Source organism: Rhabdaerophilum sp. SD176 (genome assembly GCF_030143245.1).
In the GTDB taxonomy this organism is placed as follows: Bacteria; Pseudomonadota; Alphaproteobacteria; order Rhizobiales; family Beijerinckiaceae; genus Rhabdaerophilum.
Window position 1 is genome coordinate 108,564 of sequence record NZ_JARJNS010000007.1, and the last position, 26,377, is coordinate 134,940.

The 26,377-nt window shown below is 60.6% G+C and carries 28 protein-coding genes; 9 read left to right on the plus strand and 19 right to left on the minus strand.

Annotated features, from left to right (window positions below; all coding sequences use genetic code 11):
- Positions 1 to 22: 22 nt before the first annotated feature.
- The 3 genes from P0652_RS16730 to P0652_RS16740 are packed head-to-tail and all read left to right on the plus strand — an operon-like array spanning position 23 to position 2,036.
- A complete protein-coding gene (locus tag P0652_RS16730) occupies positions 23 to 697 on the plus strand; it encodes an ABC transporter permease (protein ID WP_284180009.1) in 675 nt (224 codons plus the stop codon).
- 6 nt (positions 698 to 703) lie between these two features.
- A complete protein-coding gene (locus P0652_RS16735; protein ID WP_284180010.1) occupies positions 704 to 1,426 on the plus strand; it encodes an ABC transporter permease in 723 nt (240 codons plus the stop codon).
- A gap of 19 nt (positions 1,427 to 1,445) precedes the next feature.
- Positions 1,446 to 2,036, plus strand: a complete 591-nt coding sequence (locus P0652_RS16740) for a type 2 periplasmic-binding domain-containing protein (protein WP_284180011.1) — start codon at positions 1,446 to 1,448, stop codon at positions 2,034 to 2,036.
- Positions 2,037 to 2,093: 57 nt separating this feature from the next.
- On the opposite strand, the gene P0652_RS16745 is transcribed toward P0652_RS16740, so the two are convergent.
- A complete protein-coding gene (locus P0652_RS16745) occupies positions 2,094 to 2,726 on the minus strand; it encodes a tyrosine-type recombinase/integrase (RefSeq protein WP_284180012.1) in 633 nt (210 codons plus the stop codon).
- A 277-nt stretch (positions 2,727 to 3,003) separates the two neighbouring features.
- On the opposite strand from P0652_RS16745, the gene P0652_RS16750 reads away from it, so the two are divergent.
- Together P0652_RS16750 and P0652_RS16755 are read left to right on the plus strand one after the other, a co-directional pair.
- Positions 3,004 to 4,155, plus strand: coding sequence for an Acg family FMN-binding oxidoreductase (locus P0652_RS16750; RefSeq protein ID WP_284180013.1), 1,152 nt, complete (start codon positions 3,004 to 3,006; stop codon positions 4,153 to 4,155).
- Positions 4,152 to 4,592, plus strand: coding sequence for a MarR family winged helix-turn-helix transcriptional regulator (locus tag P0652_RS16755; protein WP_284180014.1), 441 nt, complete (start codon positions 4,152 to 4,154; stop codon positions 4,590 to 4,592). Before P0652_RS16750 ends, P0652_RS16755 begins: the two co-directional genes overlap by 4 nt.
- Before the next feature lie 141 nt (positions 4,593 to 4,733).
- Here the strand turns inward: P0652_RS16755 and P0652_RS16760 are convergent, their stop codons facing one another.
- On the minus strand, positions 4,734 to 5,693 hold the full coding sequence (locus P0652_RS16760; protein ID WP_284180015.1) for a class I SAM-dependent methyltransferase: 960 nt from the start codon (positions 5,691 to 5,693) through the stop codon (positions 4,734 to 4,736).
- A 63-nt stretch (positions 5,694 to 5,756) separates the two neighbouring features.
- On the opposite strand from P0652_RS16760, the gene P0652_RS16765 reads away from it, so the two are divergent.
- Entirely contained in the window at positions 5,757 to 6,437 is a 681-nt protein-coding gene (locus P0652_RS16765; RefSeq protein ID WP_284180016.1) for a response regulator, read from the plus strand.
- On the plus strand, positions 6,434 to 7,789 hold the full coding sequence (locus P0652_RS16770) for a sensor histidine kinase (protein WP_284180017.1): 1,356 nt from the start codon (positions 6,434 to 6,436) through the stop codon (positions 7,787 to 7,789). The genes P0652_RS16765 and P0652_RS16770 overlap by 4 nt, the downstream gene beginning before the upstream one ends.
- A 610-nt stretch (positions 7,790 to 8,399) precedes the next feature.
- Here the strand turns inward: P0652_RS16770 and P0652_RS16775 are convergent.
- The 13 genes from P0652_RS16775 to P0652_RS16835 all read right to left on the minus strand — a co-directional run bounded on the left by P0652_RS16775 (position 8,400) and on the right by P0652_RS16835 (position 20,704).
- On the minus strand, positions 8,400 to 9,035 hold the full coding sequence (locus tag P0652_RS16775; protein ID WP_284180018.1) for a class I SAM-dependent methyltransferase: 636 nt from the start codon (positions 9,033 to 9,035) through the stop codon (positions 8,400 to 8,402).
- Positions 9,036 to 9,173: 138 nt separating this feature from the next.
- Positions 9,174 to 9,674, minus strand: coding sequence for a DsrE family protein (locus tag P0652_RS16780; RefSeq protein ID WP_284180019.1), 501 nt, complete (start codon positions 9,672 to 9,674; stop codon positions 9,174 to 9,176).
- Complete coding sequence (locus P0652_RS16785; protein WP_284180020.1) at positions 9,626 to 10,213, minus strand: rhodanese-like domain-containing protein; 588 nt, start codon at positions 10,211 to 10,213, stop codon at positions 9,626 to 9,628. Before P0652_RS16785 ends, P0652_RS16780 begins: the two co-directional genes overlap by 49 nt.
- Before the next feature lie 49 nt (positions 10,214 to 10,262).
- Positions 10,263 to 10,637: a DUF5368 domain-containing protein gene (locus P0652_RS16790; protein ID WP_284180021.1), complete on the minus strand. Its 375-nt coding sequence runs from the start codon at positions 10,635 to 10,637 to the stop codon at positions 10,263 to 10,265.
- A gap of 12 nt (positions 10,638 to 10,649) precedes the next feature.
- Positions 10,650 to 11,969 carry an NAD(P)/FAD-dependent oxidoreductase gene (locus tag P0652_RS16795; protein WP_284180022.1) on the minus strand — a complete coding sequence of 440 codons (1,320 nt, stop codon included), beginning with the start codon at positions 11,967 to 11,969 and terminating at the stop codon, positions 10,650 to 10,652.
- Positions 11,970 to 12,131: 162 nt separating this feature from the next.
- Positions 12,132 to 12,779, minus strand: coding sequence for a Crp/Fnr family transcriptional regulator (locus tag P0652_RS16800; RefSeq protein WP_284180023.1), 648 nt, complete (start codon positions 12,777 to 12,779; stop codon positions 12,132 to 12,134).
- 69 nt (positions 12,780 to 12,848) lie between these two features.
- A complete protein-coding gene (cydC, locus tag P0652_RS16805; RefSeq protein ID WP_284180024.1) occupies positions 12,849 to 14,564 on the minus strand; it encodes a thiol reductant ABC exporter subunit CydC in 1,716 nt (571 codons plus the stop codon).
- Entirely contained in the window at positions 14,561 to 16,261 is a 1,701-nt protein-coding gene (gene cydD, locus P0652_RS16810) for a thiol reductant ABC exporter subunit CydD (protein WP_284180025.1), read from the minus strand. The genes cydC and cydD overlap by 4 nt, the downstream gene beginning before the upstream one ends.
- Positions 16,262 to 16,316: 55 nt before the next feature.
- Complete coding sequence (cydX, locus tag P0652_RS16815) at positions 16,317 to 16,466, minus strand: cytochrome bd-I oxidase subunit CydX (RefSeq protein WP_284180026.1); 150 nt, start codon at positions 16,464 to 16,466, stop codon at positions 16,317 to 16,319.
- Positions 16,467 to 16,488: 22 nt separating this feature from the next.
- Complete coding sequence (cydB, locus tag P0652_RS16820) at positions 16,489 to 17,640, minus strand: cytochrome d ubiquinol oxidase subunit II (RefSeq protein WP_284180027.1); 1,152 nt, start codon at positions 17,638 to 17,640, stop codon at positions 16,489 to 16,491.
- A 19-nt stretch (positions 17,641 to 17,659) separates the two neighbouring features.
- Positions 17,660 to 19,243, minus strand: coding sequence for a cytochrome ubiquinol oxidase subunit I (locus P0652_RS16825; protein ID WP_284180028.1), 1,584 nt, complete (start codon positions 19,241 to 19,243; stop codon positions 17,660 to 17,662).
- Positions 19,244 to 19,347: 104 nt separating this feature from the next.
- Positions 19,348 to 19,809, minus strand: coding sequence for a DUF6858 family protein (locus P0652_RS16830; RefSeq protein ID WP_284180029.1), 462 nt, complete (start codon positions 19,807 to 19,809; stop codon positions 19,348 to 19,350).
- 13 nt (positions 19,810 to 19,822) lie between these two features.
- The gene (locus P0652_RS16835; RefSeq protein ID WP_284180030.1) at positions 19,823 to 20,704 is read right to left on the minus strand and encodes an SLAC1 anion channel family protein; all 882 of its coding nucleotides are present in this window, start codon (positions 20,702 to 20,704) and stop codon (positions 19,823 to 19,825) included.
- Between the two features lie 48 nt (positions 20,705 to 20,752).
- Between P0652_RS16835 and P0652_RS16840 the strand changes: the two genes are divergently transcribed.
- Positions 20,753 to 21,085: a hypothetical protein gene (locus tag P0652_RS16840; RefSeq protein ID WP_284180031.1), complete on the plus strand. Its 333-nt coding sequence runs from the start codon at positions 20,753 to 20,755 to the stop codon at positions 21,083 to 21,085.
- 376 nt (positions 21,086 to 21,461) lie between these two features.
- On the opposite strand, the gene P0652_RS18750 is transcribed toward P0652_RS16840, so the two are convergent.
- Entirely contained in the window at positions 21,462 to 21,848 is a 387-nt protein-coding gene (locus P0652_RS18750; RefSeq protein WP_349774992.1) for a DDE-type integrase/transposase/recombinase, read from the minus strand.
- A 194-nt stretch (positions 21,849 to 22,042) separates the two neighbouring features.
- Positions 22,043 to 23,854, minus strand: a complete 1,812-nt coding sequence (locus P0652_RS16850; RefSeq protein WP_284180032.1) for a methyl-accepting chemotaxis protein — start codon at positions 23,852 to 23,854, stop codon at positions 22,043 to 22,045.
- 283 nt (positions 23,855 to 24,137) lie between these two features.
- Between P0652_RS16850 and P0652_RS16855 the strand changes: the two genes are divergently transcribed.
- Positions 24,138 to 24,356: a hypothetical protein gene (locus tag P0652_RS16855; RefSeq protein ID WP_284180033.1), complete on the plus strand. Its 219-nt coding sequence runs from the start codon at positions 24,138 to 24,140 to the stop codon at positions 24,354 to 24,356.
- On the opposite strand, the gene P0652_RS16860 is transcribed toward P0652_RS16855, so the two are convergent.
- Together P0652_RS16860 and P0652_RS16865 are read right to left on the minus strand one after the other, a co-directional pair.
- Positions 24,353 to 25,411, minus strand: coding sequence for a methyl-accepting chemotaxis protein (locus P0652_RS16860; RefSeq protein WP_284180034.1), 1,059 nt, complete (start codon positions 25,409 to 25,411; stop codon positions 24,353 to 24,355). The genes P0652_RS16855 and P0652_RS16860 overlap by 4 nt on opposite strands.
- Positions 25,412 to 25,576: 165 nt before the next feature.
- Positions 25,577 to 25,759, minus strand: coding sequence for a hypothetical protein (locus tag P0652_RS16865; RefSeq protein ID WP_284180035.1), 183 nt, complete (start codon positions 25,757 to 25,759; stop codon positions 25,577 to 25,579).
- Positions 25,760 to 26,377: the final 618 nt, after the last annotated feature.

A 26,377-nucleotide genomic window follows, 5' to 3' on the forward strand; every position in this document is an offset into this window, starting at 1 on the left:
CCTCGGTTGATCGGCGCCCGGTATGTTTGACGCCCTGATCACCTATCGCGTTCAACTGCTGACGGGGGCCGGGCTGACAATCCTCGTGGCGGTGGCAAGCCTTATGCTTGCCACCGGAATTGGCCTGCTGGGCGCCATGGCCAAGCTCTATGGCCCGCGAGTCACGAAAATTGCACTCGGTGCCTACACGACCGTGATGCGCGGAATCCCCGACCTTGTGGTGATCCTGCTCATCTATTTCGGCGGAACGGTCACACTTTCGAAGTTGCGCGGTTCCTATTTCGAGGTCGAGCCCTTCACTGCCGGCGTGGTGGCCCTCGGGATCATTTCCGGCGCCTACATGACGGAAGTGTTCCGTGGCGCCATTCAGGCCGTGCCGAAGGGACAGATCGAGGCCGCGCGCGCCCTTGGCCTGCGGCCGTTTCCGCTCTTCACCCTCGTAATCCTGCCCCAGGCCTGGCGGATCGCGCTGCCCGGCTTTGGCAATCAATGGCTGATCCTGCTGAAACATACATCGCTGATTTCAGTCGTGGGCCTTGAGGAACTGATGCGGAAGTCGGTCATTGTCGCCGGAGCCACGCAGCAGCCCTTCACGATCTACAGCGCGACGGCCGTTTCCTACCTCGTGATGACGATCCTCTCCATGCAGGCACTGAAGCGGTTCGAGCGACGGCTCGAGCGCAGTTACCAGAGATAAGGCGCCATGCTGGATCTGCGGATTTCCGTTGAAAGCCTGCCAAAACTCGCCAAAGGAGCAACCCTGACGCTGGAGCTTGCCGCTCTCGTTCTTGTTACGGCGGCGATCCTGTCGATCCCCGTCGCCTTTGCGCTGAATGCCCGACGCAGCTGGGTCTCCCGGGCGGCGGAAGCCTATGTGATGCTGTTCCGTGGCACGCCGGCGATGATCCAGATCTTCCTGGTCTATTATGGCACCAGCCAGTTTGCGTGGTTTCGCGAGTCGGTCTTCTGGCCGATTTTCCGCGAGCCCTATTGGTGCGCAGTGGTTGCGCTGGGGCTGAATGGCGCTGCTTATACCGGCAATATCCTGGCGGGCGCGATCCGCGCTGTCCCGCAGGGAACCATTGAGGCGGGCCGTGCGCTGGGCCTGGATTGGTTCAAGCTCCAGCGCTTCATCGTCATCCCGCAAGCCGTGCGGATCGGCTTTCCCGCCTACACGAATGAGGTCATACAGACCGTGAAGGCGACCTCGCTTGCCAGCACCATCACGCTGATTGAACTCACCGGTTCCGCCCAGATGCTCGTGAACGACACCTATGCGCCCTACGAGGTCTTCCTTGCTGCGGCTGCCATGTATCTCGCGATCACTTTCGTTCTCGCTGTCCTTTTCCGCCACATCGAGAACCACCTCTATCGCGCTGGCCGCGACCCGGCCGCCCAAAACCTGAAAACGGCTGTTGAAGCCTGAAGCCGAAGGACCGCCCGGAATGACAACGCCACTTCGATTTGGAACCCTCGGAACCGAAGGCAGCAATCATTCAATGATTGTCCGGAAATACGTTGCCTTCCGGAATCTCGAAGATGCAGAGATCGTGCTGTATACCGATTTTCGCGACGCTTTCGAGGCGCTGGTGGCAGGCGATCTCGATTTCATTCTGCAGGTCTCGGTGCATCCCTCTCATACGGAAATGTCAGCGCGATACGTGCATCGCGTTCATGTCGTCGATACCTTCATCGCACCGAGCAAATCACTGGCGATCATCTCGCGGCTAGATGTCGAGCAACCACGATCCATCGCCTTCCAGCCCGCCACGAAGCACTACGCCGATCTTAGCGCTTGGCCCTACCAGATCGACGAAGTGTCCATCATGACGGTTGCGGAAGGGCTGCAAGCCGGGCGGTTTGATTCAGGCATCACATCGGTGGAGCTGGTTGAACAGGCCCCGGATCGTTTTCGGATCGACCAACTCTTCGGCCCCATCACCGATGTCTGGGTACTTTTTGGCCGGAGACCGCTGGATATCCGCTCGCTTTCGGTCTGGCCCGACGCACCCGTATGCAGGTATTTCCATGAGTGAAGACGCTTTGACTGCGGCATACCAGCCAGTCAATTCAGGAGGCCTCGGCACTTACCCTCAAATCTCCACGCCCTCTGCGAGCATCAGGGCATCCTCGACATCAACGCCGAGATATCGGGCTGTCGTCTCGATCTTGGGGTGCCCCAGCAAGATTCGAACGGCGCGCAGATTGCCGGTTCGCTTGTAGATGAGGGATGCCTTCGTCCAGCGTGGCGAATACGTGCCGTAATCCAGCGGGCGCAAACCGATCGCCGTCACCCACTCATCGGCCAGCCTTGCATATTGCCGCGTGCTGAGGTGCGCGGATGGATCGCAGCGGCTGGGGAAGACGAAATCATCGAGCGTCCCGCCCCTCCGTTCGAGCCAGGCGAGCAGGCTTGAGCGCGCGGGTTCAACGATCTCGAACTGAACAGTTTTTCCAGTCTTCTGCTGGACGATGATGGCGCGTGCCTTCACAGAGCCACCGCTGATAACATCACCGATCTTCAGTTGCACCAGATCGCAGCCACGCACCTTGCTGTCGATGGCGAGATCGAGCAACGCGCGATCCCTGAGCCTTTGTTCGTGGTCGAGGTGAAACCGGATTGCCCAGATCTGCTTCACCTTGAAGGAGCGCTTCGCGCCCACGAGGCGACCGCCATTCCAGGGTCTATGGTTGTCATATCCGGGGTCAAAGCGGGCTCGTCCCATGATGCTCTCCATCCTGGAACCCCCGCCCGGAGCGTTGAGCGCCTGGAATTTGACCGGCCGGTTTCACGCGACGCTCGAATTGAATTGGCTTGGGAGAGTGTCGGCTTCCGGAATTTGCCTTGCGCGGCATAAGTGACCGCCTTGGCGGCACTTGGCCGTCATTGCATTCAATGATCCCTAAAGAACGTGAGAAGCCTCACAACCAAGCGCTTGCGCCCTCCTATAATGTTAGATATCAAACTATATATCGTTTGATATCTAACCAATGGAGAGAGCCATGGTCAGTCGTCGTAATGTTATTCTAGGCGTGGGGGGAACGCTCGCGCTTGTCGGCGCTGGAGCCGCCTGGCGCGTTATGCGCGTTCCGCAGAAGGCCTATCTGCCCTGGGCTCAAGCAGGCAGGACAGAGCACGATCCGCGGCTTGACGTATTCCGCCATGCGATCCTCGCTCCCAATCCGCACAATATGCAGCCCTGGCAGATCCGCCTTATCGGCACCGATCAGGCGGAGATCTCCTGCGATCTGGCGCGCCGGTTGCCACAGACAGATCCCTTCGACCGGCAGATCGTTATCGGCTTTGGCTGTTTCGTTGAGCTTGCTGTCATCGCTGCCTCGCGTCACGGCATGAAAATCGATGTCGAGACGTTTCCGGAAGGCGCAGGCGAAGAACGGCTGGATGACCGCCCCGTCGCTCGTTTGCGCTTTGTCGCTGTGCCGGGATTGGAAGCCGATCCACTGGCTGGATTCATCCGCGATCGACGTTCGGCCAAGGTCCCTTTCGATCTCAAGCGGCCGGTTCCGTCAGAAACCCTTGCAGCCCTCCAGGCCGCAGGGTCTGATCTCGTCCGCTTCGATTGCACAAGGACTGAAAGTGAGGTTCAGGCCCTGATTGCCATGGCCTCGACCGCCTTCGAACGTGAAATGCGCACACCGCACACCCTGCGCGAGAGCATCGATGTGCTGCGAGTGGGAGCAAGCGAAATCGAAGCAAATCCGGATGGGATTTCCCTTCGCGGTCCGTTGTTCGAGGCCTTGAGCATCTTGGGCGCCGACAAAGTGCGTGCGGATGCGATGGATTCTCAGTCGGAAACGACAACCAATCAGATCGCACGCTATCGGCAGATTTTCACGCAGACGCCGAGTTTTGTCTGGCTGACGGGACTGGGAAACAGCCGCGCGCACCAACTCGCCGCTGGCAGAAGCTATTTGCGGCTCAACCTCCTCGCAACAAAGCTTGGTCTCGGCCTGCATCCCATCAGCCAAGCCCTGCAGGAATATCCGGAAATGACGCCCCTTTTTGCCGAGGCGCGGCGATTGTGCAGGGTTGAAACGGGCGAAACACTTCAAATGCTCGCTCGCCTCGGCTACGCAGATCCAGTTGCGCCAACGCCACGTTGGCCGTTGGAGGCAAAGCTGATCCGCGCATGACCAATCCGGATGCCTTCTTCGCATTCTTCACAGAAGTCGGCATCCTTGCGCAGCTGTCTCAGACACAGTTCGAGCGCTTGATGCCGGCGGGGATGACCCTCGCGCAGTTCACCGTCCTGAACCATTGCGTGCGCGTTTCGGACGGGAGATCTCCCGCAACACTCGCACGCGCCTTTCAGGTGACGAAAGGAACGATGACAAGCACGTTGCAACGATTGGAGCAGAAAGGTCTGGTCGTCATCCACGCCGACCCCAAAGATGGCCGCTCGAAGATCGTGCGCATCACAGAGGCGGGCCGTGCCATGCGGGAGGCCTGCATTGCCACGACATACCCATGGGCCGAAGACCTGCTTGCGAAATTCGATGCAAAAGAGATCTCGGAACTCATCCCGCGACTCGCTGCGTTGCGCAGTATTTTGGATGCGGAGCGGGATTGAGCGTTCTTACCCAGCCATTCCCCAGAATGTATTTGCAATAGCGGCTGGTTTTGGTGATCCGCAACGAAGCACCGGAACGACTGAAACGGGGGCGCGAAGCTGACGACTCCAAAAAGCAGTCGTCAAGGCTGGCAGACTACATCATGCCCTGACGAGGCTGTCGCCTGCGACCTTGCGGAAGCGCCGCAGCGCATCAACCGCCCAACGCCCGGAGAGCAGGAAGCGCACCGGCGAGGATGGCTCGAAATGTCCTGCGACCCACGGGCCTTGCCCTTCGCCCCAGGCCGGAATTGCCGCGCCCTCCTTTCGCTTGCGGAAAATGATGGTTGTGCCGTCACTCCGAAAGCGTGGATCGGGCTCGAGCCCCGCGACCATGCCGGCCCAGATGAGCGCCTGCGGCGTGAAGTTATAGACATGCGCGAAATGGAAATGCTGGAAGCTGTGCCGGCGCTTGCCCAGCGCGTTCGGCACGGACACGAATAGCACGCCATCTTCCGCTAACCATTCAGCCATGCGCTTCAGCGCGCACACCGGTTCGCGCAGATGCTCCAGCACGTGGTTCGAGGTGATGACATCGAAGCTGCCGGGCGCGAAATCCACCTGCTGCCAAACCGCACTTTGAACGGGTACGCCATACTCTTCGCGCGCGAAGTCTGCGAAGCTCTCGCCTGGCTCGATGCCCTGAACCTGGTGCCCCGCCTTGGCCGCGAGCGCGAGAAACTCGCCGGAGCCTGAGCCGAAATCAAGCAGCCGCTTTTGGCCGGGAAGTGCGGGTTCAAGCAGCCGAAGCCGCGTCTCGGCATCCCGCTGGCTGCGGGTGATATGAAAGCGCGGCGGCTTCTTCGAGAACGCGAACTGGTAATCAAGCCGGTATTCGCCCGCGTAATAGGCGTTGAGCTCCGCATCCGTGGGCATCGGATCGGTGCGGATCAGCCCGCATTGTTCGCACGCCACGGTTTTCAACGTCTTCAGCCGCCGATCGGTCTGGCTGATCGTGAGTTTGTGATGCGAGCCGCAGAGATTGCACGGCACGTCCTCGCCGCGATAGGCGTAGGGCGTAAGCGGGATCTGGTTGCGGATGGTGGCGAGAAGCTTCGGCATCGACTTGACCTCGCGAGGATGAGCCCCGAGCTATAGGGACCGAGCCTGACGGGAACCTGATGGATGAAACTGCTGCTGATCGAGGATGTGCCGCCACTGGCCCATCTCACCCGCGAGGCTCTGGAAACGGAGGGTTTCACCGTGGACCATGCGGCCAATCTAGAATCCGCGCGCGCCATCGTCTCCGTTGCCCCACCGGATGTGATCGTTCTTGATCTCGGACTGCCGGATGGCGACGGGCTCGACCTGCTCCATGGCCTGCGGAATGCGGGCAATGCGATTCCGGTGCTCGTTGTCACCGCGCGAGCAGGCCTCAATGACCGGATCGACGGGCTCGATCGCGGCGCAGATGATTACATCGTGAAGCCTGCGGCTCCGGCCGAGATTGCCGCGCGTTGCAGGGCGCTTCTTCGCCGCCCCGGCGGGTTGCTGGGACGGAAATTGCAGCTCGGGAATCTCGCCTTTGACACGGCATCACGGAGCGTGACGGCTGCCGGACGACCGGTTGCGCTCGCGCGCCGCGAAATCGATGTGCTTGAAGTGCTCTTGCGCAAGCTCGGGCAATCCGTCCCGCGACGGGTGATCGAAGATGCGATCTACACCCTGGATGAAGCGCCCGGCCCCAACGCTCTCGAGGCGTCCGTGTCGCGCCTTCGGCGGCAACTGGCCGATGTCGGCGCGAATGTAGAAATCCATACCATCCGGGGCATTGGCTATCTCATCACCGAGGCGGGCGGAGCATGAGCCAATCACTGGTTACTACGCTCATCCGCCGGCTTCTGCTGGCCGGCGGGCTGCTCACCCTGCTCAATATCGTCTTTGTCACGGCCTATTACAGCGCCGACCCCGAGGGTTTGCGGCGCGAAAAGGTGAGCCACCAGATCGATCGCCTTGCCGAGGCGCTGAAGGTGGGGCCGGATGGCCGTCTTGCCTTCACGCCTTCGGAACGGCTGAAAGGCACCTTCACGCGCCATCCGGATGCCTATGCCTTCCGCATCGAGGACAGCGCGGGCGGCGTTCTGGGCGAGGCGAATGTCTCGCTTGTGCCCGCCGAACGCTGGAACGTGCCCAACGGTCCGGATGCGTGGTGGAGCGATGTGCAGGTCAACGGCCGATCCGTTCTCGTGGGTTCACGTCGGGCGAATGTCGCGGGCGAGCCGGTGCGCATTGCCTTCGCGGCAGCGGGAGACCCCTCGAACCTGCTGCTCTTCGTCTATTTCGACGAGCTTTTCGTGCATGTCGTCGTCTCGCTCCTACCCTTCGCCATCTGTCTGATGATCGTGAATGCAGTGACCGTGCGCCAGTCTCTGCGCTCGCTGGTTCATGCCGCGGACGCCGCGCGGAAGGCCGGCCCCAGCCATGGCATTGCCACCCTGCCCACGCGCGGGCTACCGACAGAAGTGTTGATCCTCGTCGAGGCCATCAACGACGCGCTTCGGCGGTTGGGCGAGGCGCTTGAAGCCGAGCGCGCTTTCACCGCCGAAGCCGCGCATGCCTTGCGCTCGCCACTCGCTGTGCTGTCGGCACGCATCGAAACGCTGCCGAAAAGCGGCGAAATTGATGCTGTTCGCGCTGATATCGCGGCCTGGCGGCGCCTTGTGAACCAGCTTCTTTCGGCTGCTCAGGCCGATACGCTTGTGGTCGATCCAGCGCGGCAATGCGATCTCACTGCGATCGCGGAGGGGGTCGTCAGCGCGATGGCGCCGCTGGCGATCCGCGAGGGGCGCGGTCTTGCGCTGGAGGGCGCTGCGCCGGGCATGGTCCGTGGCGATGCCGACGGTATCGCACATGCCCTTCGCAATCTCGTCGAAAACGCCCTGCGCTTCTCTCCGCCCGGCGAGGAGGTTCTCGTGCGCGTTACGGAGCCTGGGCTTCTCGCGGTACTCGATCGTGGGCCGGGCATTCCGGATGAGCAGAAACCTCTGGTTACGAAGCGGTTCTGGCGCGCCAGTGCATCGGATCTGGGCGGCACCGGCCTTGGTCTTGCGATTGTCCAGCGGATTGCCGAGGCGCATGGCTCGACGCTGGAGATCCGGGACCGGCAAGACGGCGGCACAGTGATTTCGCTTCAGTTTTTACCGCCCTCTACGCGATGAGTTCACTCAAGGCACGGCAGAACAATGTCTGCTACTGGGATATCAGTTGATCGATTTTTACGACCGAAACGGGCGCGCGGAGCGGTCGATCAAAGCAGTGTTGATTTATCTAGAGAGTCGGGTTGGCCGCGTCCCATAGCCGTTCTTCTGTGACCCTCCGGCGTAGCTGTGGCCCTTGCCGGATGGTTGCTTCGGAACTGAGCCATCCCGAAAAATCGGCTGTGGACAACTTCAATTCCGTGGGAAATCTCGTGGGAAATATCGTCGGCAATAGGCGTCTAAACCATTGATTTGTATAGAGCGCTGAGAGTCCCTCCCTCTCCGCCATTAACTTCTTGTTAATATTTATTTTGACGCCCGCATCAATGCGACGGCCTTGCGGATCGGTTGAGCACCACCCGCCTCGGCGCCTTGCCCCAGGGCGCCTGTTCAACCGGAACCGATAGAGCGGCATGACATGCCAACGCCCGGGTCAATGTTGCGATGGCAGCTTGGGGCTTTGCGGAATGCCCGGTTCCTCACGCATGATGTGAAGAACCTTCCGCTCGTAGATTTGACAAGACGTCCAAGTGCCAGGTCGTCAGTTCTGCCCGGCAACCCAGCCCATGAGTTACAGAACTGGATTGACGCGGGGTTTGCTGGCGATGATGTAGGGGTTCTGTGGATAGGCTCCCAGAATGCGCTGCTCAACGATCTCCAGACCGGCGGCACCGATCATGGCCCGCAGGTCTGCAATCGTCAGTCGGTGCGCCGGCGGGAACAGGCCGACCATGCCCATGGCACGAAACAGAAAGCGCAGCTTGCGGCTCAGATCCCCGAAACACCATGTCTTGCTGATCAGAAGGCCGCCGGGCTTAAGATGATCGTGAATGTCAGCAAGCAAGCCCGCCGGATCATCGACCAGGTGCAGCACATTGAAGGCACAGATCGCGTCAAACGGGCCGGATGAAAAGCTCGCTTCGGCATCGGCAACGCGGAACTCAAGATTGCCCGGTGCCGGCTTCGCCCTGGCAATCCGGATCATCTCGGCAGAAAAGTCCGTTGCGATGAATTGCGCGACATTCGGCGCCAGCCGGATCGCGGCACCCCCGGTTCCACAGCCCAGTTCGAGCACCGTATCGTCCGGTGTCAGCAGCGAGGCCGCATCGGCAATCAGGGCTTCGTAAGCAGCGACGTCCTTGATCTGGCGAGCGGCGTAACGTTCCGCGAAGCGGTTCCAGAACAACTGCCCCTTCGGGTTTGTCATGGGCCATCCGTCCGTTGGGCTGTGGAGAGGAGCGCTGGAGAACCTCCCCCGCCCTGATCGCTCGATACTGGGGGTATGGACGATCCTGGCGGGGGAGGAATGCAGCCGCGAGAAATGGCTGCACGCTCGATATCCAACTTATTGGCCAATCACCCGGATCGCCGGATTCGCCACCTTGTCGGCCATTTCCTTCGGGTTGGCCACGGCCACGCCTTCGATCAGCGCGTCTGGCGTCAGCTTGCGATTGGGCAGGTAGATCGCACAAACACTGATCTTCCCGCCCTGCTTCAGAAAGCGTTCCGCAAGGGCCTTGACCGAGGCCCCTTGCGGCGTGACCGGGGCCATCTGCGCAGCCGGTGCGGCTTTCAGGACGATATCACCCGCCTGGCCACAGAGGAGCACTTCAACCGCATTCCCGCTTCCCTGCATCTGATTGGCGAGAACAAACGAGAAGGCCTGCGATTCTGCCGTTTCAGCAGAAAGGAGCGACAAAATGGACTGGCCAGCAAAGGCGGGTGTGGAACCGAGCAGGACAAGACCGGCAAGAAAAGACTTGAGAGTGATGGTCATGGTCATGATCCTTACCTGGATTACTGCTGAGCCATCGGGAACTTGGCCTTGTCGAGCTTGTAGCCCCACGGAAGGCCGGCGTTTTTCCAGCCATCGACCAGGCGCCAGTTCTGCTTGTCGCCCGCTTTTACGGTGTCGCCTTCAAAGCCGTCCGTCACGACGTAGACCTTCGAATAGCCCTTGCCCCAGAGTTCCTTCGCAGAAGGGGCTCCGCGCTCACCGCCAGACCGGCACATGAGAAGGATCGGCGTATCTTTGGAGAGGCCTCTTGCGGCTAGGGCCTTGGCAAGATTGGCCTCGAAGTTCGGATCTTTCTCGACCTGATAGACCGAGCGCTGCTCGTTCCATTTGCCGCGATTGGCGACCATGAAGGGCACCACCACATCCACAGCCGGAGCAAAGCCGGTGAACATGATCTCGATCGGATCCCGCACATCCACGAGCAGAACCTTGTCGCCCTGCGCCTGCTTCATGGCGAAGGCTTCCCTTGAATCGACATAGAGTTTCCAAGGCGTCTGGCGATCAGGATTGGCGGGCTCGGGAGCAGCCAGCGCGGAGACTGTGCCGAGAGCCAACGCGCCTAGAACGGTTATGTGTCGAAGTTTCATGATGATCACCTTGGTCAAGGAATGTTGGAAGGATGGAGGAAGGCGAGGTTCAGCGCCGGAAGGCGCGTGAGTGATCGGAATTGTCGCGGACGATCAGGCTGAGCCCGACATAGGCCACCATGGTGGCGCCGATCACTCCGGCCACCCAGATCGCGATCGTCAGCAGCCAGTCGATCGGCCCGCCGAGGAGATCGCCCGGGCTTGAAGCCGTCACCCACATCATCAACGCGACGGCCGCAAAACCACCGAGGAGGCCGATCAGCTCGGCACGGATCAGGCGCCGAGAATGCACGCCACCATCACGGATGAGGACAACGAGGAGGGCCAAGGCCCCCACTAGAATGAACGCGATGAGCGGCCAGAAGAGCGGTCCCAGCATCTCCTGGAACACGACAACAAAAACCATGGGATCTAGCTGTTTCATGGGCGTTGCTCCTCAGGCCTGTCCGCGCAACATGGCGAGATAGGTGGGTTTCAGGGCGATCTCCTTCATGACCCAGGAAATCCAGAGCTCCTCAAGCGGCGCGATGATCCCCGGGAACGAAGGCGTCAGATTGTTCTCGTAATCGAACTCGACGAGCATCGCCCGGCCGATCCGGGTAATGAGCGGGCAGGATGTGTAGCCGTTATACGCCTCGCTGGACGTGCCGCCGGAGAGGCTCGCCACCAGATGATCGACGGCAACCGGCACCTGCCATTTCACGCTCGCAGCGGTCTTGCCCTTGGGCACGCCGGCGACATCGCCGACCCCGAATACATTCGGAAAGCGCTTGTGGCGGAGCGTTTTCATGTCAACTTCCATCCAGCCATCGGCTGCAAACGCGCCGGTTTGCCAGGCCAGAGCGCTTTCGCGCACAGCCTTGGGTGCCCGCATCGGCGGAATGACATTCACGAAGTCGTAGCGGATCTCCTGGCTACCGGCCGGCGTCCTGAACGTGGCAATCTTTCGGCCGGGATCGATGGCGGTCATCACATGGTCGTGGACCATTCTCACGTTCCGGTCCTGGAACAGCATCCTGACCTTTTCGGAGACGATCGGCACGGAAAACAGTGCCTTGTTCTGCGCGGCATAAATCAGTTCGGTCTTGCCGCGCGTGCCGGCACGACGCAGGCGATCATCGGTGATGAAGGCATATTTCAGGGGCGCGCCGGCGCATTTCATTTCCGTATCAGGGCGGTGGAACAGGCCCACCCCACCCGTGTCGGTAAAGCGCGCCATTTCCCGCCAGGTCGCCTCGGCCGCTTCCGGCCCTGCATAGACCGAACCGATCCCGTTCTTGCCGATCAGCCCGGTTTCCATGCCGGAAATCGCGCCGTAATCGAGCTGAAGTCCGGTGGCGACAATCAGGAAATCATACGGAATGGTCTGCCCGCCTGTCGTCTTCACCCGGTTCTGTTCGGGTTCGAAGGCGGCCACGCTGTCCTCGATTAGGGTTGCACCGGCAGGGATGTAATCCCGCGTCTGGGAGATCGCGTAATCCTTCGGCTTGAGGCCTGCGGCGACGAGTGTGAAGCCGGGCTGATAGAAATGCGCCTTACGGGCATCGATCAGGGTGATCGCGGCCCCATCGAGGCGCTGTACCAGCCGCGATGCGCTCGCAAGCCCGGCCGCCCCGGCACCGACAATGACAATCCGGGCTTTTGTCGCGAGCCGAGCCTGCGCGGAGGCCGGACGGCTCAGGATGCCAGCCGTCGCGGCCGCTCCCAGGGACAGAAGTGACCGGCGCGAAAGTGAATTGATTGACTTCGAAGCCATGCGTGAACCTCCCCGCCTGCCGCGATGTTCCGGCCCGACTTGATCGGTGCCCGGCGGCGAACGGAGAGATACATGCGATTTATCGCATGTGATCGAAATGCGAATTCGCAATGGAAGAACGAACCAGTCTTCAGAAGGCTGCCAACGCCATTGAACTTTCGATCAAGCGTCGATCAGACGACGAAGATTGGGCACATCGCACAGGAAGTGATTGGTGCGCGGTTCGGAGATGAAACCCTGCCGCTTCAGCTCCGCCATGGTCCGGCTGGCCGTCTCGGTGGTCAGCCCCAGAACGGCACCGAGATCTTCGCGGCTGAAAAGATCGCAGCGCTCTCCGTCGTGCCGTTCCGTCAGCCAGAGCAGCAGACGCACGACACGATCGCGCGATGAGCCGGTCGAGAATTCGGTGATCCAGCGATCGGCATTGCTGAGCGCCTTGTGCCAGCGTGCCATCAATTCATGGAAGAGCTGGGCGTTGCTCTGCGAGAGCATGCGGACGAAATCCACCGGCAGCCGGCAGATCTCCGTATCCTGGAGCGTTGTCGCTGTATGGGGATATTCCGGTTCGATCAGGGCTTCGAGACCGATGAGATCGGTCTTTCCCATCAGGCGGACAATCCGTTGCGTCCCGTCGGGCAGGAACTGGGTAAGCTTCACAAGCCCGTTCCGAATGGTGAAAAGCGAACCAGCAGGATCGCCGGCGGAATAGATCACGGCGCCGGCAGGGAAAACCGACTGATCGATCGGCCGGTGAAACCGCTCGAAATCATCTTCCTTCAGCCCGGCGAACAACACTGAGTTCCGGATCATGCAATTCCGGCAATCCGCCGTTCCGCTCCAGGCCTCATGCAATCCGATACGCTTCACAACATCTCCCCCTTAATCGGCGCGAGAGTGTCTGGGCCCCTCGGGGATTGCAAGGCTGTGCTTGCTTATCGCGACAAGTTGACCGGCTTCCAGCCGGAAGATCTCGTCCATCTCGGCAAGCCCGGCCAGCCGATGCGTAAGCAGGAGCAGGCTTGCTTCTGGATGATCCGCGAGGACAGCTACCATGACGGCGGATTCGGTTTCTGCATCAAGCCCCTCGGTTGGCTCGTCAAGGATCAGGATGGCGGGCCTCCGCAACAGCGTTCTCGCCAGAAGCAGGCGCCGCGCCTCGCCGCCGGACAAGGCCCGGCCATGCGCACCGACCCAGGTGTCGAAACCTTCCGGCAGGCTTTCGATCAGCGGAAGAATCTGCGCCGTCCGACAAGCCTGTTCCAGGGCCACGTCCGATGCATCAGGATCGGCAAAGAGCAGGTTGCCGCGAATCGTCCCGCTGAAGATGTGATCGTTCTGGGCCAGCAACGCGATATGCTTCCTGAGATGTTCGCCGGAGAGCTGCCGGTAGTCATGCCCGTTCAGGACAAGGGCACCGTGTTGCGGGGCGAGGAACCGAAGGGCCAGTGCTGCCAGCGTGGATTTGCCGGAGCCGCTGGCCCCCAGAATGGCGATGCGCTGCCCTGGTTTCAGCACAAGGTCGAGATCACGCAAGCCTTCACCCGCCGCTCCGGGATATCGGAAACACATATTGCTGAAATGCAGGGTCAGAGGTGCGAAAACCGGTTCGGGTTGAGCCGGCTCCGGGACCGCTTGCTCACGATCGGCGATCCCGAAAACACGTCTTGCCGAAGCCAGCACGACCGGAACGGACTGGACCGCCAGCGGCCATCCGGCGACGGCGTCGAACAGAGCCACTGTCATGAGCAGAAGCATCGGCAATTCGGCCGGCGGCAAGCCCCCAGCCTGTACAGCGGGTATGCCAATCACCAGAAGAATGACAACGCCGAGATGCGCGAAAAGCGGGATCGCGGCATTGCCGAACGCTTGCCCGCGCGCGAGCCGATCTTCCGCAGCGAGCAAGCGATCCGAATGGCCGATCAGGCTTTTCCGATGGAGGCCCTCCGGATCGTAGATTGCAAGTTCCGCCTGCCCTTCGATCGCCTCGACCGATGCGGAATTCAGATCGGCCGTCGCCTCGGCTGCGATTGCGGCATCGCGTCGGTGGATCGCGAGGAGCACGATCGGAACGCCCATGCCGGCACAGGCGAGGAGCGCGCCAAGCACGAAGGCGACAAGCGGTTGGCTGATCGCAAGCCAGATCAGCACCGGAAGGATGACCAGCATACCGGCCAATATGGGCGCCACGATCCTCAGGAAGGCGAGTTCCATGCGGTCAATATCGACACGCAGGCGCGTCAGCAGATCGCCCGCCGAAATGCCTTCGAGCGAAGCCGGGGCTGCCCGCTCGATACGGCCAAAGAGCCAGGCGCGCAGGCGGGCAACAAACCGCAAGGTTGCCTCGTGGCCAACCAGCCGCTCGGCATAGCGGCCCGCCGTTCGAAGGATGGAGAATCCCCGGATCATCGCGGCCGGCGTGAAGTAGTTCATGGAAAGACCGGCCAGTCCGGCGAGAGCCATGGACGTAATGAACCAGCCCGATGTCGCCATCAGCGCCACATGGGCCGCAGTCGCCACGGCCGAGACAAAGACCGCCAGCACCATCCAGCCCGCATGGGGCCGCATGAGCGAGAGAAGACGCCAGAACGTCATCATGCCGATGCATCCGCCGGCGCCAGCCCGACCCGGCCCGCGTCGAGCCAGATTGTCCGATCCGCCAATGCCCGCGTTTCTCCACGATGGGCAATGATCAGGAGGGTCCGGCCCGGCTTCAGGGCTCTGATGGACCCGTGGATCAAGGCTTCGGTTTCCGGATCGAGATGGGCCGTCGGCTCATCCAGCAGCACGAGCGGCGCATTGCGATAGAAGGCGCGTGCGAGCCCAATCCGTTGCGCCTCACCGCCCGACAAGGCATGGCCGCTGGCACCGATGACGGTGGAAAAGCCCTTGGGCAGTCCAGCGATCCGTTGATCAATCCGGGCCTGCTCAGCGGCCCGGCGCACTCGATCCGCGTCGGGGTTTCCATCACCGAGTGCGATATTGGACGCGACAGTTCCGGTGAACAGTGTCGGCTGCTGGGGGATATAGGCAATCGAGCGCCGGAGTGCCGCCAGCGGGATCGTTTCCAGCGCCTGCCCATCGATCCGGATAGCACCTGAATCCGGCATCACGAAGCCCATGAGAAGGCTGAAAAGGCTGGATTTTCCGGCACCGGATGGGCCCGCAATCGCCACGCATTCGCCAGCGGCGACAGCAAGGGTGATGCCCGTCAGGCCTGTTCGCTCGCCGGGATAGGCAAGGTGCACATCCTCGATCGTGAGCGCCGGTGCATGACGGAGCAGCGGGCCTGTCATGCTTGCCGGCATTTCATCCGGCCGCGCCAGTTCAGGCATGGTCTCCAGTGCAGCCAGCCGCTCAGCGGCTCCCAAAGCCTCCATGCGGGCGTGATAGGCCGTGCCCATCGCGCGCAGGGGCAGATAGAATTCCGGCGCCAGCAGCAGGATGAAGAGCCCGTGCTGGTAGCTCATCTCGCCCCAGAGCAAACGGAACCCGATCAGCACAGCAATGATGGCGATCGAAACGGTAGCAAAGAATTCAAGCGTCAGTGCGGAGAGAAAAGCGATCCGCAGGACCCTCATCGTTTCCAGGCGGTAGGAATCCGCCGCTTCGGCCACGGCCTGCTGCATGCGCGGACCGGCGTTGAAGGCCTTGATGGTCGCCAGTCCCTGCATCGCATCCAGGAAATGGCCGGACATACGCTGGAGCTTCAGCCATTGCCGCTGGTTCAGGGCCTCGGCGCCCTTGCCAATCAGCACCATGAAGAACGGGATCAATGGAGCCGTGATCAGGAAGGCGAGGCCGGAGATCCAATCGAGCGGCGCAACGACAGCCAGAATGCCGAGGGGCAGCATCGCGGCTTGTGCAGTTGCAGGCAAATATCGGGAGAAAAAAGGCTCAACGCCACGCACGCCTTCAGCGAGAGCGGAGACGACCTCGCCAGTCGGGCGCGTGGAGAGACCAACAGGCCCGACCCGATCCACCTTCTCCAGCAGGGCCGATCGCAGCTTCGGCAGAATGGCGAGTGCTGCGGCAAAACCGGAGCGTTCGGCGATGTAGCTCGCCAAAATTCGCGCCAGGACTGTCAGTGCAAGCAGGACGATCAGGCCAAGCACAGTGTCCAGCGCCTGCTTCTCGACCAGCACCCGATGCAGGATCATCGCCAGCAGCCAGGCCTGCCCGACAATCATGATGCCGGAGATGCCACCGGCAATCATCGCGCGGGTCAACGGCTTCCGCGCGCGGGGCCGCCAGCGTTTCAGGAAGTCCAGCGCCTGAGGAGAGGAACTCGCCACGAGATGTCCGTTTCAACAGTCGCTGGGCCGCCTTGAACGCGCTTTCCTATCGTTCTCAGCCATGCACCTTGCGGCTGCCTGCCGATGCCGCCTCCGTCGCGGCCTCTTCGCTCTCGAACTCGTTCTGGAACTCATACCACATCACATTGATGACACCGAAGGCGAGAGCAGCCGTGACACCAAGAATCCACGCAAAATACCACATGATTTCAATCCTTTTCCGAGGTTCAGTAAGCGGAGTGCTTGTTCGCTTCGATCTGCGCGAGCGTGACCCGGCCCCACATCGCGCGATACGCCCAGAGCGTGTAAGCGAGCACGATGGGCAGGAAGATCAACACCGCAAAAAACATGATCTTCAGCGTGAGGTGACTTGAGGCGGCGTCCCAGACCGTCAGGCTGGCATTCGGCTGCGTGCTCGAGGGCAGGAGGAAGGGAAACATGGCAGCGCCCGCTGTTCCGATGATCCCGGTCATGCCGAGGCTCGAGGCAACAAAACCGATGCCCGGTCGGCCCGCCCTCGACAGTTGACGCGCGGCAAGCGGCATCAGAAGGCCCGTGATCGGCAGGAGCATGGCGACGGGAAGTTTCGCATAGATATCGAACCACGCGCCGGCCGCGCGTACCACTTCCTTTGCCAGCGGGTTCGGCAGTGCTGAATGCGCCGGCTCGGAGACGATGCGATAGCCATCAATGCCCAGCCACAGCCAGATCCCGCCCAGTGCGAAAGCCGCCGGAACGACAAGCCCGAGGCTGCCGATCGCGGAACGTGCCCGGTCAGCAATCACGGTATCCGCCCGCATCTGCAACCAGAGCGCGCCGTGCAAGGCCAGCATCGCGACGCTGATCGCACCGGCGAGCAGCGCAAACGGATTGAGCAGCGGCAGAAGCGCCCAGATAAAGCTGCCCTCGAAATGCGGCTTCAGGAAGCGATCCAGATGGAACGGCACCCCCTGAAGCAGGTTGCCGAACGCTACGCCAAAGATCAGCGCCGGCACGAGCCCGCCGACGAACAGGCCCCAATCCCACGCATTGCGCCATTTCGGATTCTCGAGCTTCGAGCGGTAGTCAAAGCCGACCGGCCGGAAGAAAAGCGCAACGAGCACGAGCAGCATCGCGAGATAGAAGCCCGAAAAGGCTGCCGCATACACCGCTGGCCAGGCCGCGAAGATCGCCCCGCCCGCGGTGATCAGCCAGACCTGGTTTCCATCCCAGTGCGGACCGACCGTGTTGATGATGACGCGACGCTCCGCGTCATTCTTGCCCAGGAAGGGCAGCAGCATGCCGACGCCCATATCCATGCCATCGGCAATGGCAAAGCCGATCAGCAGCACGCCGACAAGCACCCACCAGACGAGTTTCAGGGTTTCATAATCCAACATGGCCCGTTCCTTTCGTCGGTTATTCGGCAGGCTGGAAGCGCGCCGTCATCGGTGCTCCCCGCTCGTGGTGGTAACGGCCGGTATGCAGCGAACTGGGGCCCAGCCGCGCGAAGCGGAACATCAGGTACATCTCGATCGCGAGCAGCACCGAGTAGAAGACCAGGTAGGCCGCCATCGAGGTGATGATGTCGGTGGTGGTGAGTGCCGAGGTCGCAAGGAAAGTCGGCAGAACCTCACCGATGGCCCATGGCTGGCGACCATACTCGGCGACGAACCAGCCCAGCTCGCAGGCGAGCCACGGGAGCGGAATGCTCCAGACCAGAAGGTGCAGCAGCCAGCGGTTCTGTTCGAGCCGGCCGCGCGCCAGCAGATAGAAGGACAGGCCGAACATTCCAAGCATCGCAAAACCGAGGCCGACCATGATCCGGAAGCTCCAGAACAGGTAGGGCACGTAAGGCACGCTGTCCCAAGCCGCTTTCTTGATCTGCTCCTCGCTCGCCTTGGCCGGATCCTCGACATAGCGCTTCAGGAGAAGGCCATAGCCGAGATCCCTTTTGTGCTGGTCGAACAGGCTCCTGGTCGCTTCGCTCTTGTCGCCGGCCCGCAGCTTTTCGAGCGTCGCGTAAGCCGTGATCCCCGAACGGACGCGGATCTCGTTCTTCGCCACCAGCTCCGTGATGCCCGGCACTTCCTTGTCGAGCGAGCGCGTCGCGATCAAGCCCATCGCCCAGGGAATCTGGATTTCGAAACGGTTGGTGCGGTTTTCCTGATCCGGCAGGGCGATAACATTGAAGTTCGCCGGTGCCTGCTGCGTGTGCCATTCCGCCTCGATGGCGGCGAGCTTCATCTTCTGCACATCGCCCAGCTCGTAGCCGCTTTCGTCGCCGAGCACGATGACCGAAAGGGCCGAGGCGAGGCCAAAGCCGGCCGCCACCGCGAAGGAGCGCTTGGCAAAGGCCAGATCCCGTCCCTTGAGGATGTACCAGGCCGAGATCCCGATCACGAACATGGAGGCCGTGACATAGCCGGCCGCGACGGTGTGGATGAATTTCACCTGGGCGACCGGATTGAACAAAACCGCCCAGAAATCGGTCATCTCCATGCGCATGGTCTCGGCGGAGAATTCAGCCCCGACCGGGTTCTGCATCCAGCCATTGGCCACGAGAATCCAGAGCGCAGAAAGGTTCGTCCCGAGGGCAGTCATGAACACGACGCCGAGGTATTTCACCTTCGTGAGCCGATCGCGTCCCAGCAGCAGCAAGCCGACGAAGGTCGATTCCAGGAAAAAGGCCATCAGGCCTTCGATCGCCAGCGGTGCTCCGAAAACGTCGCCCACATAATGCGAGTAATAGGCCCAGTTCGTGCCGAACTGGAATTCCATCGTCAGGCCGGTGGTCACGCCAAGTGCGAAATTGATCGCAAAAAGCTTGGTCCAGAACCGCGACATGTCGCGGTATACTTCCTTGCCGGTCATGACATAGACCGACTCCATGATGACCAATATCCAGCTCAGGCCAAGCGTGAGCGGGACGAACAAGAAGTGGTACATGGCCACGGCAGCGAACTGCCAGCGTGAAAGATCAACGAATGTCTGGTCTATCATGGGATCATTCCTGTCTTGGCCAGGCCTGTTCGACATCCGGTTGCTCGTTTGGATGCCGCGGGCTTGTGGCCATGAATGATCGCTAGAACCAGAGCCGGTCTATCTCATTGAGGATCGTCAACGGGTGCGAAATCACGCATGCTCATATTGTCGCAGCGCCTCGTCCCGCGCGCATGCCGCCTGAGCACCGCATGTGCCCATTGCTCCATCGCAGCATTGGCGACCGGCATCGGTGCTTCGAGAAAGCTGATGACGAAGCGATCATCGAGTTCGCAGATCCCGATCGAGCGTGGGCGCAGCGCAAGGATTTCCGGGCTGGGAATGGAGAGCCCGAAACAGAAGACAATGTTGCGGGCATCCCGGATACCTTCGGCAATCTCGCCGTCAGCCAGTCCGCGCGTATGCGCGTAATGGTCGAAAATGCCGACGAACCGTGCATGACGATGGGCATCGATCCGTGTGCGGAAATGCGCAATCATCCCGTCGAGGGAAGCGATATCCGTCTCGCGCCGGGGCACATCGAGGATGAAGACGGGAAAGCGTTCATAGATGACGCGCTGTTCCATCAGGGCCTCCCCGTCATTCCGGGATGCAGATCTGGTGGCGGAACGCGGCAATGACCGTCCGCAGAAGCAGCCCGGCGATCACGACCGAGGAGACCGCGAGAAGGGCCAGCCCAGCGAACAGATATCCACTGCTGCCGGTCATCTCATGCATCACGAGCGTGGCGATCGTGATCGCGGCGAGCGGAAACGAGTAAGCCCACCACGAAACGAAGAAGGGAATACTCCGCAACCGATTGAGCTGCGAGAGCGCCAGCAGCGTCATGAAGACAGCGGTGAAAAAGAGAATGCGGGCGAAGCCGTCGAGGGTCTGGGTAAGCTTGATATAGGCGATGAAGCCGATGGCTGGCGGCGGGATCAGAATGAACAGCGTCGGCATCATCCGCGGCGGCAGAGCCGGCTGAAACAGCATGCGATGCATGAACAGCGTCAGCAGCACCGGCCAGAACACAATGCCGATCGAGAAGAAGAACCAGCCGAGTTCAGAGTATCCGAAGGTTACGGCCGGGATGGGCACGAGGATGTTTCCAACGATCGGAATGAACCACGCCGGATTGATGTGCTGAGGCTGGAATTGGGTCCCGTTGAACCATTGCGACAGGACGACGAGCGTCAGGGCGAGATGGGCTGGTGCCGCGACAAGAAACAGACCGTGGGCGAGCGTGGGCGCAATCTGGGCCAGTGCAATGCTCAGCAGCAAGGCACCAATTGTGATGGCGGGGAAAAAGTGCAGCCGGACCGGATGGTGGAATTCCTCGATGATTGCCGAGGGAAACCGGACGAGTTTCGCAACGTAGAGCGCGAGCAAGCCGATGAAGATTGCACTCGCCAAAGCGGTAAGTGCAAAGCCGGACCATGCGAGAAACGGAAGCGCTGCACTGGCTCGAAAATGCGCCACGCTCAATCCTGCGACACCCATCACCATTGCAAAGAGCGATACCGGAAGATGCGCAAGGCGATCTTCGGCATGAACAATGGTCGCGCTGGAGAGAGACATGGCTTTGGCCTTGCTGCGATGGACGAGATCGTCACTTTGCGCGAGAAGGCCGTCGCATGGCATTGCGAAAACTCAAGCGAACCAGGGATGCGAGGGAATTGGCGGGAACAGCCTTTGCAAACCTCGTTTGACCTCGAGTCTGAATGTCGCTTGGCAGGTTCTGCTGCTGGCGGCCTGGTCGGGTTGTCGCGAAAGCCGAAATCGGAAAGCCGCCTCTGTCCGGGCGCAATCCTCAAGAGTGAGGCGTGGGTTTCAGCTGAACCCGGCCGCCTGAGACGATGAGCAGGCCATCCTCTGTCATGGAGCGGAGCGTTCGATAGAGCGCCTCATGCGTCAACCCCATTTCCGCGGCCCAACTCTTTTTCGATTGGGTGAGGACCAACTGTCCGTTGGTTCCTTCCGTCTCAATGAAGTGGATGATTCGGTCCTCGGCAGTGCGCAGAGACAGGCGCTCGGCATGGGCACGCACCCGGCGCAACTCCTGACTGAGATGCCGGATCCAGACATCCTGAACCTCCGGCTTGTTCAGTGCGGTACGGAACTGTTCGATCGGGACCGCCCGAACGCGCGTTGTGAACCACCCCCGGTTCGCCGGAGGCCGTTTGGTTCAGGTTATGCAGCAATAGCTGGCTGGTCCAGCATGGCGTAGTAGCGCTCCTCAACTTCGGCGGGCGGAATATCGCCGATGGGGCGCATCACGTCGCTTTGTGACGAAGCTTTCGAGCACTTCGCCCTCGTGATCGACGACGCGCCAGAGATAGTGTTTCACCCTGTTGATCTTCACGGAAACCTCGTCGAGATACCAGCACCAATGCTGGAAAGACCGCATCGCCTGGACCCGACTGCGGCGGATCTCTGCCGCGAGAATCGTCCCGAACCGGTTCCACCAAAACCGGACCGTCTTATGCGTGATGTCGATGCCGCGCTCATGCAGCAGGTCCTCGACGTTCCGCAATGAAAGCGGGTAGCGGACAACCAACATCACCGCGAGGCGGATGATTTCAGGACTGGTCTTGAAGTAGCGGAAAATTCGCGCGTTGCTCATGCTGCCCGGCTAGCCGCCCTCCCCGTCAGCGGCAAGCCGACTTTTCCTCTGACACGGCCCGCAGGAAGCTAAGCCGGAGATCTCGCTCCCTGCGTGTCAGTTTCTGGGACCTGTAACCCCTTCATGGCTATCTCCCCCTTGCGCATTGCCTTCAGATCGCAAGACTCCGGACGCGGGCCATTCTGTTCGTCGCCTCAGGCCGCCCGGACTTCCGTGAGGAACCGGGACACGCTTTCCCGCATGGCTTCAGCCTGTCGGGAAAGCTCGGTCGCCGCGCTCAGGACCTGGCTTGAGGCCGTAGCGGTATTATCGGCTGCACCGGAGACATGCGCGATCGAGCGGGAGACATTCTCGGTGCCCTCCGCTGCCTCGCGGACATTGGTAGCGATCTCGAGCGTCGCATTCTGTTGCTGGGCCATTGTTCCGGCGATCTCGGTGCTGACCCTGTCAATACTCAGGAGCGCACCATCGATTGCCTGGATCGAGTCGATCGTGGAATTCGTGACGGTGCGGATCTCGCTTACAATCGAGGCAATCTCGGTTGTCGCCCTCGATGTCTGCGCGGCAAGATTCTTGACCTCCGAGGCGACGACGGCAAAGCCCCGGCCGGCCTCGCCAGCCCGCGCAGCTTCGATTGTGGCGTTAAGGGCGAGCAGATTGGTCTGCGCCGCGAGTTTGTTGATCAACTCGACCACCGAGCCGATCTTGTCGGCACCAAGGGCCAATGCCTGGATATCGAGATCAGCTGCCCGCATCCTTTCAACAGCCGATTTGATCGACGATGTCGCCTTGCCGAGCTGTCGAGCGATCTCCGAAGCTGTGACATTGAGCTCTTCGCCGGCCGCGGCAACACCGTTGACATTGGCGCTCGCCTGCTTGGCAGCCGTCGTGACGCTGGCCGCCTCGATCGTCGATTCTTGCGCTGCGTCGGACAAATCCTTGGCTGCAGCCGACAATTCGGTTGCCGCCGATGAAATGGCAAGCGTGACATCCTCGGCGATCCGCTCGAATTCGGTGATGGCAAGTCCGATCATGGCCGCCCGACGGGCATCCTGTTCCCGTCGATCGGTTGCATCCTGTTCAAGGCGCTCGTTCTCACGGAGGCCATCCCGGAATTCCGCCAGCGCAGACGCCATGTTGCCCAGCTCATTCTTTTCCCCGATGCAGGGAATGGCCGCAGCGTAATCCCGTTGGGCAACAGCCGTCATCGCCAGCGTCATGGACCGTATGGGTTTGACAACCTTGCTGAACAGCACAATGAGCCCAATGATCGCAACCACGCTTGCCGTAACGAGGGCAACAATCAGGATCGTGTGAAGCCGGCTTGCTGCTTGAGAGGTGAAGGTTAGGTCAGATTGCACATTGGACCGGATGCGTTCGAGCTGGCCCTTCTCATCCGTTCCGGAGATGCCACGGATCCGGTTCATGACATCCTCTGCCAGAGGGAGCACCATCTTGTCGAAATCCGACAGCAGGGCATCGTCAGCCCGCATCGTTCTGGGATTGGCGGCCTCGATCCAGTCCTGCGCCTCCCGAAGGCCTTTGATGCCTTCGGCCATCTTTAACCAGCTTTCTCGATTGCGAGGGTCGAAAAAGCGGGACGAGCGAGCGTTGTAGCGTTCAACCGCCTGATCAATGGCCGTCCATTCCTTGCGCCGCGCATCGACGTAGCGCTGATGGCCCGACGTCAGGTAGCCATGAGTGGCACTCAAGCTGGCGGAAATTCCGATCGCGACGTCTGACATGTCGTGTAGGTTTTGCATCCGCAGGTCTGCTGCCCGATCGGACCGGAATACAATTTCCGCAATATCACCGCGAACCAGAGCGAATGTAATCACCAACGGCAGCAACATCATCGAAAACAAAATTATTAACTTTGTTTTTATCGAAAAATCAGCCCACGACATTGCACGATTTTTCATGGATGACACCCATGCCTGGTAAAGACATTTCATATTCACAAAATATAATGCAATAGGTAAATTTTTAGGAAAAATGAGCTGCACGCACGAGCGCTTTGAGATAAAAAAGCTTGTCAACTATTGGATGAGAACTGCGCCTTCCATTCGGCAGTGCTTTTCTATTTTCTGAGAGGGCAGCCCCTCAGAGCGCTGTTTTCTATGCCCGATCGACACCGTTGGGGGCGGCGAGGCGTGGACCGCCTGTCTTCTTGCGAAAGGACCGCCAGAATGACCGCCTTGCGGGCACAACGCCAATGTCGGGTGCAAAGGCCCTTTTTCAGATCAGGCCGCCCGGACTTCCGCGAGGAACCGGGAGACACTTTCCCGCATGTTCTCGGCTTGCTGGGAAAGCTCGGTCGCGGCGCTGAGCACCTGGCTCGATGCTGCGGCCGTGTTACCCGCGGCACTCGAGACATGGGCGATCGAGCGCGAGACGTCCTCGGTGCCCCGTGCCGCCTCGCGGACATTCGTCGAGATCTCGAGCGTCGCGCTTTGCTGCTGGGCGACCGAGCCGGAGATTTCCGTGCTGACCCGGTCGATCGACTAGAGCGAGCCATCGATGGCCTGGATCGAGTCAATCGTCGAATTCGTGACATGGCGGATCTCGGTGACGATCGAGGCGATGTCCGTGGTGGCCTTTGCAGTCTGCGCAGCAAGGTTCTTGACTTCAGATGCCACGACGGCGAAGCCACGACCGGCCTCACCGGCGCGCGCCGCCTCGATCGTCGCGTTTAGGGCCAGAAGGTTGGTCTGGGCGGCGAGATTGTTGATGAGCTCGACGACCGAGCCGATCTTGTCTGCGGCAAGGGCGAGCGCCTGGATATCGGTATCCGTCGCGCGCATCCTCTCGACCGCATCGCGGATCGATTGCGTAGCTACCCCCAGTTGCCGGGCGATTTCGCCGGCTGTCGCGTTGAGTTCCTCGCCGGCTGCGGCGACCCCGTTCACATTGGCACTCGCCTGATGCGAGGCTGCCGGAACGCTTGCGGCCTCCATCGTGGATTCCTGCGCGGCATTCGAAAGATCGTTGGCAGCAGCGGACAATTCCGTGGCAGCGGAGGAGATCGTGAGCATCACGCTCTCGGCTGTGCGCTCGAAACCGGCCACAGCTTGCGCGACGGCGGCTGCGCGACGCGCATCCTGCTCCCGGCGCAGGGCTGCCTCGGCTTCCATCCTGTCATTGGCTTGCAGCCCGTCGCGGAATGTTGAGAGCGTGTTGGCCATATCCCCGAGTTCGTCGCGCTGTCCCTCAGCCGGGATCGTCACCTCATAATCCTTTGCCGCAACCGACCGCATCGCTCCGGTCATGGCTACGATCGGACGCGCGATGGTGCGGATCATCAGGAAGACAATCGCCACGGCAACGATGAGGGAAATGGCCCCTAGGACCTGGCTGGCAAGCTCCATCCGGTCAATCGTCGCCTTGGCCTCATTTGTATCCCCGCGGAGCAATGCGATCTGCCGCCTGGCCTGCCCTTCATCGGCCTTTCCGTCGCCCTCAATAATTTCGATTGCGCGGCGAGCCTTGGGGGCATGCGTCTCGGCAAAGCGCCGGACCTGCTCGTCGCTGGCCCGCTCGCCACTGGGGATTGAAGCCTCCATCTGATCCTGCGATGTCTTGATCTCGGAAATCAGACCATCCAGTTCAGCCCAACGCGCCTTGTTCGTTTCGTTGGTGAAGGTCTTCGCTTCTTCCCGGTAAGCAAGCCGGGCTTGATCAAGCGATTTCCAGGATGAAGCGCGTGCCTCCCTGAACGAAGCATCCCCCTACAGCATGTAACCGCGCACCGAAGCAATCGAGTCGGCGAGCTCGAACGCCATCGCCGAGAGGTCCAGTACCGTGGGAAGGCGCTGATCCACCACAAAGTCAAGCCTCTGGTCGACTGCAGCGATCTGCCGCAACGAGTAGATGGTCGATCCAACCATCGGCGCCATCAGGGCGGTGAGCACCCATGCAATCTTGTAGACGAGCTTGAGGTTGGAGAACCAGTTTCCGGCTTTGGCCGGCGTGCTTCAATGCGGCTCCATCGGCGAACTCCTCGAATTGTTACATCGAATCCGTTGGAGCAACTATCGCGCTTTCAGCTAAATTTATCGCAAATGATTAACGTTTAGACAGCTTCTGAGCTACAAGAAATCTCACATTTATTGATCATTGTGGCTATTTTTATGCATTTTGGTGCTTTTATACAATCTTTTCTTCTCTTGTTGCCTACCAAATTGTCATTTTTGATTCCAGGTCCCATTTCTTTTTGCTTGCATAGATATTTGTGGGCGCCGAATGCTTGGATTCACTTTTGGATCCAAGCATTGAATCACAAAAGGCCATGACTGCCGGCCCATGTCGCTATCGGCTCCCTCGCCTGCACGCATTGGAATGCGTGAAGGAAGGGATGATGTCATGCCTCGTCGGTGTTCTGGACCGCCGTGAGGCACAATATCGATGACCGGGAATGTGCCGGGCTCAAATTGAATTACCGCTGCTTTTTCAGACGCGACGAATGTCTGGTTTCAGTTGAAATCGTCGGAGCTGCGAACGACCGGGATGGGGGCTGGAAGCAGACAGGC

Excerpts from the sequence above, each read along its gene's own strand:
- P0652_RS16755 (WP_284180014.1), top strand. The coding sequence starts at position 4,152 with ATGACCAATCCGGATGCCTTCTTCGCATTCTTCACAGAAGTCGGCATC.
- P0652_RS16740 (WP_284180011.1), top strand. The coding sequence starts at position 1,446 with ATGACAACGCCACTTCGATTTGGAACCCTCGGAACCGAAGGCAGCAAT.
- P0652_RS16855 (WP_284180033.1), top strand. The coding sequence starts at position 24,138 with ATGTTCTCGGCTTGCTGGGAAAGCTCGGTCGCGGCGCTGAGCACCTGG.
- P0652_RS16760 (WP_284180015.1), bottom strand. The coding sequence starts at position 5,693 with ATGCCGAAGCTTCTCGCCACCATCCGCAACCAGATCCCGCTTACGCCC.
- P0652_RS16825 (WP_284180028.1), bottom strand. The coding sequence starts at position 19,243 with ATGATAGACCAGACATTCGTTGATCTTTCACGCTGGCAGTTCGCTGCC.
- P0652_RS16785 (WP_284180020.1), bottom strand. The coding sequence starts at position 10,213 with ATGAAACTTCGACACATAACCGTTCTAGGCGCGTTGGCTCTCGGCACA.
- P0652_RS16775 (WP_284180018.1), bottom strand. The coding sequence starts at position 9,035 with ATGACAAACCCGAAGGGGCAGTTGTTCTGGAACCGCTTCGCGGAACGT.
- P0652_RS16745 (WP_284180012.1), bottom strand. The coding sequence starts at position 2,726 with ATGGGACGAGCCCGCTTTGACCCCGGATATGACAACCATAGACCCTGG.
- P0652_RS16730 (WP_284180009.1), top strand. The coding sequence starts at position 23 with ATGTTTGACGCCCTGATCACCTATCGCGTTCAACTGCTGACGGGGGCC.
- P0652_RS16800 (WP_284180023.1), bottom strand. The coding sequence starts at position 12,779 with ATGATCCGGAACTCAGTGTTGTTCGCCGGGCTGAAGGAAGATGATTTC.
- P0652_RS16795 (WP_284180022.1), bottom strand. The coding sequence starts at position 11,969 with ATGGCTTCGAAGTCAATCAATTCACTTTCGCGCCGGTCACTTCTGTCC.
- cydC (WP_284180024.1), bottom strand. The coding sequence starts at position 14,564 with ATGATGACGTTCTGGCGTCTTCTCTCGCTCATGCGGCCCCATGCGGGC.
- P0652_RS16830 (WP_284180029.1), bottom strand. The coding sequence starts at position 19,809 with ATGGAACAGCGCGTCATCTATGAACGCTTTCCCGTCTTCATCCTCGAT.
- P0652_RS16860 (WP_284180034.1), bottom strand. The coding sequence starts at position 25,411 with ATGGAGGCTTCAATCCCCAGTGGCGAGCGGGCCAGCGACGAGCAGGTC.
- P0652_RS16750 (WP_284180013.1), top strand. The coding sequence starts at position 3,004 with ATGGTCAGTCGTCGTAATGTTATTCTAGGCGTGGGGGGAACGCTCGCG.
- cydX (WP_284180026.1), bottom strand. The coding sequence starts at position 16,466 with ATGTGGTATTTTGCGTGGATTCTTGGTGTCACGGCTGCTCTCGCCTTC.
- cydB (WP_284180027.1), bottom strand. The coding sequence starts at position 17,640 with ATGTTGGATTATGAAACCCTGAAACTCGTCTGGTGGGTGCTTGTCGGC.
- P0652_RS16735 (WP_284180010.1), top strand. The coding sequence starts at position 704 with ATGCTGGATCTGCGGATTTCCGTTGAAAGCCTGCCAAAACTCGCCAAA.
- P0652_RS18750 (WP_349774992.1), bottom strand. The coding sequence starts at position 21,848 with ATGAGCAACGCGCGAATTTTCCGCTACTTCAAGACCAGTCCTGAAATC.
- P0652_RS16765 (WP_284180016.1), top strand. The coding sequence starts at position 5,757 with ATGAAACTGCTGCTGATCGAGGATGTGCCGCCACTGGCCCATCTCACC.
- P0652_RS16770 (WP_284180017.1), top strand. The coding sequence starts at position 6,434 with ATGAGCCAATCACTGGTTACTACGCTCATCCGCCGGCTTCTGCTGGCC.
- P0652_RS16840 (WP_284180031.1), top strand. The coding sequence starts at position 20,753 with ATGCGCAAGGCGATCTTCGGCATGAACAATGGTCGCGCTGGAGAGAGA.
- P0652_RS16790 (WP_284180021.1), bottom strand. The coding sequence starts at position 10,637 with ATGAAACAGCTAGATCCCATGGTTTTTGTTGTCGTGTTCCAGGAGATG.